The sequence below is a fragment of the Flavimobilis soli genome (assembly GCF_002564025.1).
Taxonomy (GTDB): domain Bacteria; phylum Actinomycetota; class Actinomycetes; order Actinomycetales; family Cellulomonadaceae; genus Flavimobilis; species Flavimobilis soli.
The window spans coordinates 1,821,490-1,833,974 of record NZ_PDJH01000001.1 but is presented as its reverse complement, the minus strand read 5'-3'; the positions used below and the strand labels follow the sequence as shown (position 1 = coordinate 1,833,974).

Annotated in this window: 10 protein-coding genes; 1 reads left to right on the top strand and 9 read right to left on the bottom strand. The window is 70.9% G+C overall.

The genetic code is table 11. The features are described from left to right. Window positions 1–154 precede the first annotated feature (154 nt). The gene (locus ATL41_RS08340; RefSeq protein ID WP_098458062.1) at window positions 155–604 is read left to right on the top strand and encodes a DoxX family protein; all 450 of its coding nucleotides are present in this window, start codon (window positions 155–157) and stop codon (window positions 602–604) included. Between the two features lie 115 nt (window positions 605–719). On the opposite strand, the gene ATL41_RS08335 is transcribed toward ATL41_RS08340, so the two are convergent. The 9 genes from ATL41_RS08335 to ATL41_RS08290 form a co-directional block, all read right to left on the bottom strand. Continuing rightward, complete coding sequence (locus ATL41_RS08335; RefSeq protein ID WP_245854706.1) at window positions 720–1,763, bottom strand: zinc-binding dehydrogenase; 1,044 nt, start codon at window positions 1,761–1,763, stop codon at window positions 720–722. 82 nt (window positions 1,764–1,845) lie between these two features. Continuing rightward, window positions 1,846–2,421, bottom strand: a complete 576-nt coding sequence (locus ATL41_RS08330; RefSeq protein ID WP_098458060.1) for a hypothetical protein — start codon at window positions 2,419–2,421, stop codon at window positions 1,846–1,848. A 26-nt stretch (window positions 2,422–2,447) separates the two neighbouring features. Then, the gene (locus ATL41_RS13670) at window positions 2,448–4,361 is read right to left on the bottom strand and encodes a PfkB family carbohydrate kinase (RefSeq protein WP_342744430.1); all 1,914 of its coding nucleotides are present in this window, start codon (window positions 4,359–4,361) and stop codon (window positions 2,448–2,450) included. Further along, window positions 4,358–5,593, bottom strand: coding sequence for an AGE family epimerase/isomerase (locus ATL41_RS08315; protein ID WP_098458059.1), 1,236 nt, complete (start codon window positions 5,591–5,593; stop codon window positions 4,358–4,360). Before ATL41_RS08315 ends, ATL41_RS13670 begins: the two co-directional genes overlap by 4 nt. Beyond that, window positions 5,593–8,100 carry a glycoside hydrolase family 2 protein gene (locus ATL41_RS08310; RefSeq protein ID WP_098458058.1) on the bottom strand — a complete coding sequence of 836 codons (2,508 nt, stop codon included), beginning with the start codon at window positions 8,098–8,100 and terminating at the stop codon, window positions 5,593–5,595. The genes ATL41_RS08315 and ATL41_RS08310 overlap by 1 nt, the downstream gene beginning before the upstream one ends. Beyond that, window positions 8,097–8,858 carry a carbohydrate ABC transporter permease gene (locus ATL41_RS08305; protein ID WP_245854913.1) on the bottom strand — a complete coding sequence of 254 codons (762 nt, stop codon included), beginning with the start codon at window positions 8,856–8,858 and terminating at the stop codon, window positions 8,097–8,099. The genes ATL41_RS08310 and ATL41_RS08305 overlap by 4 nt, the downstream gene beginning before the upstream one ends. A gap of 113 nt (window positions 8,859–8,971) precedes the next feature. Next, window positions 8,972–9,748: a carbohydrate ABC transporter permease gene (locus ATL41_RS08300; RefSeq protein ID WP_342744429.1), complete on the bottom strand. Its 777-nt coding sequence runs from the start codon at window positions 9,746–9,748 to the stop codon at window positions 8,972–8,974. Between the two features lie 230 nt (window positions 9,749–9,978). Then, on the bottom strand, window positions 9,979–11,292 hold the full coding sequence (locus ATL41_RS08295; protein WP_098458055.1) for an ABC transporter substrate-binding protein: 1,314 nt from the start codon (window positions 11,290–11,292) through the stop codon (window positions 9,979–9,981). 157 nt (window positions 11,293–11,449) lie between these two features. Next, window positions 11,450–12,463: a LacI family DNA-binding transcriptional regulator gene (locus tag ATL41_RS08290; protein WP_098458054.1), complete on the bottom strand. Its 1,014-nt coding sequence runs from the start codon at window positions 12,461–12,463 to the stop codon at window positions 11,450–11,452. Between the last annotated feature and the right edge of the window lie 22 nt (window positions 12,464–12,485).

Genomic DNA, 12,485 nt, shown 5'->3' with positions numbered 1-12,485 from the left:
GCCTTACCTCACGGAAAGGTAGCGGACGTGGGATGACCTGCGCAACGGGCGCGTCACCTCGCGAGACGGCCGCTACGGGCAAGCCGGTCTCCGCCCGGTCGGAGCGGGCGCTTCCCTGCTCGCGCGAGACCGCGCCGACCCCCACGATGGAGGTATGCGCACACTGCTCACCGCCGCTCCGCCCGCCGACACGATGCCCCGCCGGCTCGCCCGCGTCGGCCTCGGGCTCGCCCTCCTGTTTGCAGGGATCAGCCACCTGACGTTCGCGCGCGACGAGTTCAAGGCCCAGGTGCCGAGCTGGTTCCCCGCGAAGGACTTCACCGTGCTCGCGTCGGGTGCGGTCGAGATCGCCCTCGGCTCGTCGCTCGTCGTGCTGTCACGCTGGCGAGTCGCCGTCGGGCTCGTCGTGGCGGCGTTCTTCGTCGTGATCTTCCCCGGCAACATCGCGCAGTGGGTCGAGCACAAGGACGGCTTCGGGCTGGACACCGACGAGAAGCGGTTCGGCCGGCTGTTCTTCCAGCCGGTGCTCGTCGCGTGGGCGCTCTGGTCGACGGGGGCTCTCCAGGCCGTCCGCGGTCAGGGCGCACGGCCGGAGCCGCGCTGAGGTAGGTGCTTGCACGCAAGGTAGGCCCCTCCAGGGCACTACCGCGCGTGCAAGCACCTACCTCGCGTCCAACGCCCTACCTCACGGCGCGACCGGGCGCGGGGCGCGGCCGGGCTCAGGGCTTGACCATCACCTTGAGCGCCTCGCGCGAGTCCATGAGCCGGTAGCCCTCGGCGACGTCGTCGAGGGTGACCGTCCGGTCGAACACGCGGCCCGGGTTGATCGCCCCAGACAGCACGCGGCCGACGGCGTCATCCAGGTAGGCCCGGACGGGCGCGACGCCGCCGGTGAGGGTGACGTTCTGGCCGAACAGCGACGGGAAGCCGACCGGCGCCTCCTCGTACTGCGGGACCCCGACGCGCGAGATCACGCCGCCCGGGCGCACGACCTTGTACGACTGCTCGTACGCGGGCATGTACCCCACGGCTTCGAGCACGACGTGCGACCCCTCGCCGTCGGTCAGGTCCATGACGCGCGCGATGCCCTCGTCGCCGCGCTCGGCGACGACGTCGGTCGCGCCGAACTCCCGCCCGAGGTCCGTGCGGGCCTGGTGGCGGCCCATGAGGATGATGCGCTCGGCGCCCATCTCGCGCGCCGCGAGCACGGCGCTGAGCCCGACGGCGCCGTCACCCACGACCGTGACGATCTGTCCGGGCCGCACGCGGCCCATGTGCGCGGCGTGATACCCGGTGAGGTACACGTCGGAGAGCGTCAGGAGGGAGGCGAGCATCGCGTCGTCGGCGTCCTCGAGCGGGATGCCCGTCTTGACGAGCGTGCCGTCCGCCTGCGGGATGCGCACGGCCTCGGCCTGCGCCCCGCCGACGCCGTTCGAGCCGTAGTAGCCGCCGTGCTTGCACGACGTGTGGACACCCTCACGGCAGAACGTGCACGTGTTGTCCGAGTACGTGAACGGCGCGATGACGAAGTCGCCCGGGGCGACGGTCGTCACGTCGGAGCCCACGGCGTCGACGACGCCGATCATCTCGTGCCCCATGGGCCGGCCGCGGCCCGCGGGCAGCGACCGGTAGGGGTGCAGGTCGGAGCCGCACACGCACGCGCGCACGACGCGCACGACGGCGTCGGTCGGCTCGACGATCGTCGGGTCCGGCACCTCCTCCACGCGGACGTCTCCAGCGCCGTACATGATCGTTGCTCGCACGTCGTCTCCTCAGGTCTGCGGGCGGTCGGACGCACGCCCGACCTGGTCCATCATCGCGCGTCCGCGGCGGTCGGGCCGGATGTCAGCCAAACCCGAGGTGCGCGACCTCGACGCCCGCTGTCCAGCCGGGTGCGGAGCCGCCGTCGGGCGGCGGCACGTCGGTCGGCAGGCCGACCACGGCGAGCAGCCACGACACGAACGAGTTCGAGCTCCAGATGTCACCCGAAGGTCCGGCGGCACGCCCCCACACGAGCAGCGGTACCTGCGGTGCCGTCGCGAGGACCTGCGCGACGACGTCCGGATCCCGGCTGAGCTCGTGGACCGTGCCGGAACGCGACGGCCGGTCGGGCCAGGTGCGCACCTCGTAGCGGAAGAACCGTGAGCGCCCGAGCCAGCGCGCCCCCACAGGCCCCTGCGCGACGGCGCCGCGGTCCCGCTCGCTCGTCCCCCAGGCGGGGACGAGCTCGACGTCGTACCGGCGCCCCGCCGTCGTGACCTGCAGGCTCGCGTGGAACAAGTGCTGCGGCGCGCGTCCCTGGACGCGGGCGCAGGCGACCTCCCACCACCAGGAGGTCCTGCGCGCCACGCGGCCGCCCTCGCCGACGGGCGACCACCCCAGCACGACGGCGTCCGTCTCGTCACCCGGTCGAGGAGCCACGGGATCACGGTAGACCGCGGACGCGCCTACCTCAGCGGAGGCGGTGCGGAGGTAGCAACGCGCGCGCCCGCGCGCAGCGTCGCGTAGGCGTCGCGCACGACCGCCGCACCTGGCTTGGCGTACATGCAGTAGTCACCGTTGGTCGCAGCGTCCTCGGGCGCGTACAGCTCGGCAGGCCAGTCCCACAGGAAGAAGCCGGAGACCCATGGCCGCCGCGCGCACGCCTCGAACATCTCCGCCAGGTAGGCCGCCTGGGCCTCCCCTGACGGCGCGCCGGACAGGGACCAGTCGTTCGGTCGCGCAGGCGATCCTTCGCGGCTGGGGCAGCCCGCCTCGAGGAACACGAACGGCTTGTCCTCCCTGGCGATGACGGTCTCGATGCGGTCGAGGTTCGCCTCCCACGCGCCCGCCGGGTAGTAGCCCGACGACGAGATCACGTCGACGGCGTCCCACCAGGTCAGGCGGTCTTCCTGGTACTTGTCGCAGTTGTACGTGACGAGGCCGGGGTACACGGCGCGGACCTGTGCGATCAGCTCGCGCCACTCGCGTTCGCGCCCGTCCGCGCGCACCATCTCGCAGCCGACGGAGAGCATCTCGGCGCCTTCCTCGGCGGCGATGCGGGCGTGGTGGACGATGAACCGCGTGTAGGACTCGAACCACTGCGTCCAGGAGGGTTCGCCGGGGACGTCGTCGTCGAAGAAGCCGATGAACGCACGCCAGGTGCCGTCGGCCGAGTCGACGGCGGGCTTGAGGCAGACCCGGTGCCCGCGCGCCTTGGCGGCACGGACTGCGGCGCGCACCTCGTCGTCGGTGACGGTGGGCTCGGCGGTGAAGTCGATCTCGGTCGAGGTCGGCGTCGCCTGCTGGGCGACGAACGCGATCGCCACCCAGCCGACGTTCAGCGGCGCGAGCTCGTCCATCGACCGGTCGGCGGCCGGTCCCGTCCACGTGCCGCGCACGCCCGTCCAGCCCCAGGTCATGCCCGTGACGGGCGCGCCCGGGAACGACGGCGGCGCGACAGGCCCGAGGGCGGCGTCGAGCTCGGCGCGCGTCGGCGGGTTCGCGCCGGCACGCGAGACGGTGACCGACGCCGCAGCGGCGGCCGCCCGGGCTGCGGTGACGATCGCGGCGTCGGACAGGTGTCGCAGCCGTGCGGCGCCGTCGGCGCCGTGGACGCCGCGGGCGTCCAGCGCGTCGAGCAGGGCGCCCATGAAGGTGTCGCCTGCGCCGACGGTGTCGACGACGTCGACGCGCCGACCCGGGACGTCGAGGACGCGCCCGTCGTGACGGACCAGGACGGCACCGTCGCCTCCGCGGGTGACGACGACGAGCGCCGGGCCCCAGGCGGACCACCGGTGCGCGACCTCGACAGGGTCGGTACCGGGCGCGAACCAGGCGAGGTCCTCGTCGGACACCTTGACGACGTCGGCGAGCGCCACGAGCTCCTCGATCCGGTCACGGACGGCGCGCGGATCGGTGACGAGCGCGGGCCGGATGTTCGGGTCGAGGCCGACGACGGCACGTCCGCGGGCGCGGCGCACGGCGTCGCGGACCGCCGAGCCGCCCGGTGCGAGGATCGTCGCGATCGAGCCGACGTGGACCACGTCCGCGCGGGTGACGTCGACGAGCCCCAGCTCCCACGCGAGGTCGAACTCGTAGGACGCGACCCCCCGCGCGTCGAGCGTGACGGCGGCGGTCGAGGTGCGGCCGGTCGAGGGCGCGTGCGCATCGACGGTCACGCCGGACGCCTCGAGCCAGCCCCGCACGGCCGCGCCGCGCGCGTCGTCGGCGAGCGACGTCACGAGCGTGACGTCGCGCCCCAGCCGCCCGAGCGTCAGCGCGACGTTCGCGAGCGAGCCGCCCGGGAGCTCGCGGGGCGTCCCGTCGGCGCCCGGGACGATGTCGACGAGCGCTTCACCGATGACGAGGAAGCGAGTCATGACGCCACCTCCGCGTCCGCGACGGCGCGCGCGATCGACGGGCCGAGCGGGAGGCGCGGCAGGAGCGTTGCCTGGACGGCGTGGTAGAGGTCCGGCTTGCCCGGCCAGACCGTGCCGGCTGGCGCGAGCGTCGGGTCGAGCTCGTGGTGCCACGAGCCGCGCTCATGGTCGACGACGTAGGTGACGATGTGGTCCCACCACGTCGCGTAGAGGTCGGCGTAGCGCTGCTCGCCGGTGCGGCGGTGGAGCGCGTCGGCGGCGGCGGTGGCCTCGGCGGCGACCCAGTGCATGCGGTCGCGCACGACGGGCGTCCCGTCCCAGCCGGTCGTGTAGACGAAGCCGTCGGCGCCGTCGACGGCCCACCCGTCGGCGACGGCACGGTCGAAGAGCGCGACGGCGGCAGGCAGCAGGTCGTCCGGCGCGTCGTCGCCGAGCGCGCCCTCGACATGCAGGAGCAGCCGGGACCACTCGAGGCCGTGCCCGATCGTCGCGCCGTAGGGCTTGAACTGGTCGCCGGGGCGGTCGGCGTTGAGCTCGAGGTCCGCGGTCCACGTGGCGTCGAAGTGCTCAGGCAGGCGTCCGTCGTGCTCGGCCGCGAGCTCGACGACGAACGCGGCGATACGCGCGGCACACTCGCGCCACGCGGGGTCACCGGTCGCGTCGGCGACGGCGAGCATCGCCTCGACCGAGTGCATGTTCGCGTTGATGCCGCGGTACCCGTCGAGCTCGGAGAAGGTCACGTCCCACGTGTCGACGGCGCGGCCGGCGTCGTCGTCCCAGAACCGGTCGAGGTAGACGGCGCACGCCTCGTCGAGAAGGTCGCGCGCGCCGGGCAGCCCGGCGAGAGTCGCGCTCGACGCCGCGAGCAGCACGAACGCGTGGTCGTAGCAGGACTTGCCCGAAGCCCTGTCGGGGACGCCCGCTGCGTCGACGGAGTGCAACCAGCCGCCATGCTCGTCGTCGTGCAGCACCCCCGTGAGGCCCGCGAGCGCACCCGCCGCGACGGGAGCGCAGCCGGGCACGCCGAGCAGCGCACCGAGCGAGTACACGTGGACGGTGCGGCAGGTGATCCACGCCTGGACGCCCTGGCTCGGGTCGGGACGGCCGTCGTCGTCGAGGTAGGCGGCCCCGCCACCCGGTGCGACGAGGCCGGCGCGGCCGAAGTCGAGGAGGTCACGGGTGTGCTGCTCGAGCCACGCGAGGTGGGTCGGGCGCGAGGTCCAGGGCAGCATCAGATTCTCCTGTCGACGAGCTGGCCGGCGTGGCGGAGCACGCGAGGGTCCGCGAGCGCCGCCGCGTCGAGGGCGATCGGCGCCGTGACGGTGAAGGTCACGGACTCGCCCGGGAGCAACGTCACGAGCATGTCATCCACGCGGGCGTCGGGGTGGATCTTGTCGACGAGGAGGGCGAGGTCGACGACGAGCGCGTCCGTGGTCACGGTGACCATCGTCGCGCCGGGCCGGGTAGCCGTCGTCACGTCGAAGGCCGGCTCAGGGAGGCGTGCCTCGCGGGGCTCAGCGAAGAACCAGGTGGCGCGGTCGTCGCCGAGGCTCGCGACGATCAGCTCGGCGGCCGGGTCGGACGGCGTCGCGACGTCGTCCGGCACCTGGAGGGTGACGATGCCCCGGGCGGGGACCTCGACGTCGTGCGTGTGCTCGGCGAGGACCTGGCCGTCGAACGTGAGACGCCGAACGGTCAGCGTGCCGATCCACGGCACGGCACTGTCGTCGTGCAGGGCGACGACGAGACCGTCCTCACGCGGCTGCACCGTCACGAGCCGGTCGGCGTGCTGGTGGGCCAGCTCGTAGAACAACGGCTTCGGTCGACCGTCACCGTCGACCGCGGCCCAGGACGTGACGGGCCAGCAGTCGTTGAGCTGCCAGACGACCGAGCCCATGCACACGGGCGCGTGCGAGCGCAGGTGCCCGATGCCCACGCGCAGGGCGCGTGCCTGGTTGAGGGACATGGCCCAGTGCCACAGGTCCATGTCGGTCGGTAGCGGGAAGTGCGGGACAAGCCCGAACGCGAGCTTGTCGTTGCCCTGGGCCGCCTTCTGGTGCACCACCATGCCCGGCGAGTCGGGCGTCAGCGGCGAGTCGCTGATCGCGCGGGTGAGGGTCGCCCAGGTGGGCGGGCCCTGCCAGCCGTACTCCGCCATGAAGCGCGGCACGTCGTCGCGATAGACGCGCATCGGCTGACGGTTCCACGCCTCCCACGAGTGCATCGCGCCGTGCGAGGGGTCGTTCGGGTGCACGTCCATGCTCCCGGACCACGGGCTCGACGGCGTGTACGCGGTCCCGGGAGCCAGCTCGGCGACGATCGCCGGCAGGAGCTCCAGGTAGTAGCCGATCCCCCAGCTCCGCCCGTCGAGCCGCTCTTCCCAGCGCCAGTCCGCGTAGCCCCAGATGTTCTCGTTCGACCCGTTGAGCAGGGCGAGGGACGCGCGGTGCGCGAGCCGCGCGACGTTCTCGCGAGCCTCCGCCTCGACCTCGCTGCGCAGCGGCTCCTCCTCGGAGTACGCGGCGCACGCGAAGGGGAAGTCCTGCCACACGAGCAGGCCGCGCTCGTCGCACGCGTCGTAGAAGTCCTCGGACTCGTAGATGCCGCCGCCCCAGACCCGCAGCAGGTTCATGTTCGCGGCGGCTGCCTGGTCCACCCGGGCGGCGTAGCGCTCACGCGTGACGCGGTGCGGGAACGCGTCGTCGGGGATCCAGTTGGCTCCGCGGATCCAGACGGGCTCGTCGTTGACGACGAACGTGAAGCTGGTCCCGTCGGCGTCGGGCTCCATCTCGAGGCGGACGGTGCGGAACCCGACGCGGCGGTGCGCCGCGTCCAGCGCCGTGCCGTCGGCCGTCTCGAGCGTCACCGCGACGTCGTACAGCGGCTGCGCCCCGTGGGTGCGCGGCCACCACAGCGCGACGGCCTCGAGCATGACGTCGGCGCTCGCCGTCGTCTCCCCCGCCGGGACCTCGACGCTCGTCCGGGCGCTACCGACGGCGACGCAAAGCTGGAGAGGCGCGTCGGAGACGCGCTCGACCTCCACGCTCACGCGCACGACGCCGCGCGCACCCTCCGTTGCGCCGTCGGGCAGGAGCGCTTCGGTGCGGACGGTGGCGAGCCGGGCCGTGGACCACGAGCGGAGCCGCACGGGCTTCCAGATGCCGCTCGTCGCGGTGTCGATCCCCCAGTCCCAGCCGAACGAGCACGCCATCTTGCGCACCGCGTTGAACGGGTGCGTGTTGCCCGTCTGGGGGCGGTACCCGAGAGCGAGGGACTGCGCGTCGGCATACGGCACGGGCGCCGCGAACGTCACGACGAGCTCGTTGTTCCCCTCCCGAAGCGCTTCGCGGACGTCGAGCGTGCACGAGCGGTGCATGTTCGCCGTCGTCGCCACGTGGACACCGTTGAGGGTCACGGTCGCGAACGTGTCGAGCCCTTCGAAGACCAGGTCGTGGCGGTCGCGACCGTCCGGTGCCCACGCGAACGTGGTGCGGTACTCCCAGGAGGTCCGGCCGATCCACGCGAGCACACGCTCGTTGTCGTCGAGGTACGGGTCGGGGATGCGTCCGGCGGCGAGCAGGTCGGTGTGCACGGATCCGGGCACGGTGGCCGGGACGTCGTCGGTGGCGACGTGCTCCGGCACGGGTCCGGACACGGCCCGCAGCCGCCAGCCGTCGTGGAGGTCCCGTACGCGCTGCGCCGAGAGCGCCGGGGTCGGGAAGGTCGAGCTGTGGGTCACTTGGTGGCTCCGGAGGTCAGGCCTGAGTAGATCTGTCGCTGCAGCGCGAGGAACGCGATCAGGGTGGGGACGATGACGAGGACGGTGCACGCCGCGATCAGCTCCCAGTCGGAGCCGTTGGGGCCCTTGAAACGGAAGAGCGACGTCGAGATCACGCCGAGATCTTGCGACGGCATGTAGAGGAACGGGAGGTAGAACTCGTTGTAGATCGCGATTCCCTTGATGATGATCACCGTGGCGATCGCGGGCCTCAGCAGCGGGAAGATGATCCGCGCATAGATGGCGAACCGGTTGGCGCCGTCGAGCATCGCCGCCTCGTCGAGAGAGCGCGGGATCGACTTCATGAACTGCAGGAAGATGTAGATCGCGACGATGTCCGTCCCGAGGAACAGCACGATCACCGATCCCCGCGTGTTGAACAGGGACAGGGCGTTGATGATCTTGAACGTCGCGACCTGCGTCGTCACGGCAGGCACGAGGGTTGCGGCGAGGAACAGGCCCATGACGAGTCGCTTGCCGCGAAAGCTGAACCGGTCGACCGCATAGGCGGTCATCGTCCCGATGATGATCGTGCCGGTGAGCGCGACGACCAGGATGATCGACGTGTTGAGGAAGCCCTGGAGCATCTTTCCCTCGACGAACACGGTCGCGAAGTTCGAGAGGTTCAGCCAGTTCTCCGGCATGTCCAGCGGTCCGGTGCGGGCGAACTCCTCGCTCGTCTTGAGCGCCGCGAAGAGCAGCGTCACGAGCGGGATGATCGCAGCCGCGCTCGCGACCGCGAGCGAGAGGTACTTGAGCGTCTTGCCGAGCGGTCCAGCGACGGGCGCGACGCTCCGGCTCCAGCGGGCAGCGGCGGTGGTGGTCCCGGTGCTCACACCAGGTCTCCCTTCTCCTCGGGGAACAGCTTCTTCTGGACGACGGAGATGATCACCACGAAGAGCAGCAGCACCACGGCCATCGCGGACCCGAGCCCGAACTTCCTGAACTTGAAGGCCGTATCGACCGTCTTGATGACGAACGTCTCGGTGCCGTTGGCGCCGCCGGTCATGATGAAGGGGATCTCGAACACCGAGAGCGCGCCGGAGATCGCGAGGATCAGCGACAGGCCGATGATCTGGCTGATGGCGGGGACGATGATGTGCCGCACCTTGTGCCAACCGGTGGCGCCGTCGAGGTCTGCGGCTTCGTAGATCTCCTCCGGGATGGACTGGATCGCCCCGAGGAAGAGCACGAAGTTGAGTCCCATGTAGCGCCACACGGACGTCGCGGCGAGCGAGTAGTTCGCCACCTCGCGATCGCCGAGCCACAGCGGGGTATCGGTGAACCCGAGGATCCCGAGCAGGACGTCGAGCGTGCCGTCTGGGCGGAAGAAGAACAGGAACGCGATGCCGATCGCGACGCCGTTGACCAGGTAGGGGAAGAAGAGGATTCCCTTGAAGAAGTTCCTGAACCGCGTGCTGAAGCTGAGGATCACCGCGAAGTACAGGGCGAGGACGAGCTGGAGGATGGCACCAGCGAGGTAGTAGGTGCTCACGAGGAACACGCGGAGGATCTCGGGCCGCGTGAAGATGCGGACGTAGTTGTCCCATCCGACGTTCTTCATCTCGGGGTCGAGGCCGTCCCACGAGGTGAAGCTGTAGCTGATCATGTTCACCACCGGCAGGTACGTGAAGGTGATCAGGAGAACCAGCGGCACGAGGAGGAACAGCCAGGGCGTGACGCGCCATCCTCGGCGGGTGCGTGGAGCGCCTGAGCGCGTTCCGCGTCGTGTGTTCAGTGCCAGCAGGGCCATACGTTCGCTCGTCTCCGGGGTGCGTGCGGGTGGGGGTGCGTGCGGGGCCCTGCTGGCGGCAGGGCCCCGCACGTCGGGCGGCTCGGTCAGCCGATCGCGGCGCGAGCGTCAGCCCAACGCTGGTTGAGGTCGGCAAAGTAGGACGCCTTGTCGCCCTTCTCCGCACCGCGTGCGATGTCGACGAGCTTGCGGCGATAGCTGTCGCCCCAGAGGTCGATCTCTGCCTCGTTGTAGATGTCGGAGTCGAGCGACTCCTGGCCCGGGGTCCCGGGGTTGAGGTCGACCCACTCGGCGCCGACCTCCTCGAAGGCCTTGAGCGTGTCCGGCGTGTCGCCGTCGAGCCGCGGCGAGACGCCGCCCTGGTCGAACGCGTAGCCCGACTTGTCGACGAACCAGTCGAGCCAGGCCCGGGCGGCCGCCTTGTTCTTGGAGTGCTTGTTGATGCCGATCTTGTAGTCACCCGAGACGGTTGAGCGGAGCTTGCCGTCGGTCTCGAAGGGCATGGGCCAGAAGGAGATGTCGTCGGCCGAGGCACCGTTGGCCTCGGCGGCGTCCTGGATCTGGGTGACGGCCCAGGACCCGAGGACCATCGCGGAGATCTCCCCCGTGGCGAGCTTGACCTTGGACTCTTCCCAGTTGGTGGTGGTCGGGTCGGGCTCGGAGAGGCCGCTCGCGACGATGTCGAAGAGCAGGCTGTCGAGGGCGTACATCTCCTTGCCCTCGGTCCACGGCGCGTCGTCGGCGTCGCGGAGGGCGACCGTGTCCGGTCCGGCGACGACGCCCTGGTTGCCCTGCCACTGCGAGAGCGGCCAGCCGTCCTTGTAGTTGGTGTAGTACGTGGCGCCTGTCTTGGTCTTGACGGCGTCGAGGGCCGCGAGGAACTCGGCGGGGGTCCTGGGCGGGGCGGTGATGCCGGCCTCTTCCATGACGCGCGTGTTGACGACGTAGCCGCTCGCGTTGCCCGTGATCGCGATGCCGTAGAGGGTCCCGTCGAGGGACCCCTCGCTGCGCACGAAGCGGTAGGTGTCGACGTAGTCGTCGACCTGGCCGAGTGGCTCGAAGTAGGTCGGGAACTTGTCCTTGGTGACCTCGTTCGGCAGGAGCAGCACGTCTCCGTACTCCTCGGTGTTGAGGCGGATCGACACCTCGCCCTCGTAGTCGGTGTGCGCCTCGAACTTCACGGACACGTCCGGGTACAGCGCGTTGAAGTCGGTGACGTAGTCCTTGAGGACGGTGTCGACGAGGTCGGTCCGGTTGGTCAGGACCGTGATCTCCCCGGAGATCTTGGTGGGGTCGCCGGCGGAGGTGGTGGTCGCGGAGGTGTCGCCGCCTCCTCCGCAGGCGCTGAGGGTGAGCGCGGTGACTGCCGCGAGCGCGGCCACCGTGTGCGTCTTTGCCATGGTGCTTCCCGTCTGTCGTCGTTGACTGCGCCGGCCCATCCCGGCTCGTTCACGTTAGTGAAGCGGTTAAGTTTGCGTAAGTAAACAGGGCCAGGTAACGAAGTGGTATCGATGGAATCTCGGCGCTGCGGCGCGCACGAGCGCTTAAGCGACCGTGCTAGCCGCAGCGACCGGTCGTGCCCCGAGGCCTGAGCGCCGGCGTCGAGTCCAGGAAGCTCCCTCGCGGCGCCCCGTCCATCTGCTCGAACAGACGGCGCGCCACATGACCGCCGTACCGCACGACGTCGTGGCTCAACGCCGACAGCTGCGGGTACGTCGCCTCGCACAACGGCGAGTCGTCCCACGCGATGACCGAGAGATCACGCGGTACCTCGAGCGCCAGCTCGCGCGCCACACCGAGGCCCGCGAGCGCCATCACGTCGTTGTCGTAGACGATCGCGGTTGGCCGCTCCCCCGCCGTCAGCAGGTTGCGCGTCGCCGTCGCCCCCTGCACCGCCGTGTAGTCCGTCCGGGCGATCGTCCCGTCCAGCCCGAGCTCCTCGACCTCCGCCCGGAAGGCCTCGTCACGGATGTGCGTGTGCCCAAAATCCCGCAGACCCGCGACGCGCGCGATCCGGCGGTGCCCCATCGCGCTGAGGTAGCGGACGCTCTCGCGGATCGCGCCAGCGTCATCCGTCCACACGTTCGTGAGACCACCCGCGAGCGCCGTGTCTCCGACGACGACGACCGGGAGCTGGTCTGGCCCTGCCAGCAGGTCGATGCGTGGGTCGCTGATCCGAGGGTCCACGAGCACCACGCCGTCCACACGCCGCGCCGCCCGCCAGTGCCGGAGCGTGTGCATCTCCGTCTCGAGATCGGGCACCACCTGCAGCAGCAGCGCGTAGCCACGCTCGGACAGGACCGTCTCGATACCAGCGATGAACTGCATGTAGAACGACTCGAAGCCGAGCGTCGCCGGATCACGGGCGAGGACCAGTCCGACGGTCTCGGAGCGGGCCCCCGAGAGGGAGCGCGCCGCCGAGCTCGGCGCCCAGCCGAGGTCCGCAGCGATCTTGACGATGCGCGCCCGGGTCTCGTCGGAGACCCCGGGACGATCGTTGAGCGCGTACGAGACGGCGCCCGTCGACACGCCTGCCTGGCGCGCGATGTCCGCGATCGTGATGCGTGCCAATCCGGGCCTCCTTCGTGCGGCT

Coding starts and splice junctions, on each gene's coding strand:
- ATL41_RS08340 (WP_098458062.1), top strand. CDS start 155: ATGCGCACACTGCTCACCGCCGCTCCGCCCGCCGACACGATGCCCCGC.
- ATL41_RS13670 (WP_342744430.1), bottom strand. CDS start 4,361: ATGACTCGCTTCCTCGTCATCGGTGAAGCGCTCGTCGACATCGTCCCG.
- ATL41_RS08315 (WP_098458059.1), bottom strand. CDS start 5,593: ATGCTGCCCTGGACCTCGCGCCCGACCCACCTCGCGTGGCTCGAGCAG.
- ATL41_RS08300 (WP_342744429.1), bottom strand. CDS start 9,748: ATGATCAGCTACAGCTTCACCTCGTGGGACGGCCTCGACCCCGAGATG.
- ATL41_RS08295 (WP_098458055.1), bottom strand. CDS start 11,292: ATGGCAAAGACGCACACGGTGGCCGCGCTCGCGGCAGTCACCGCGCTC.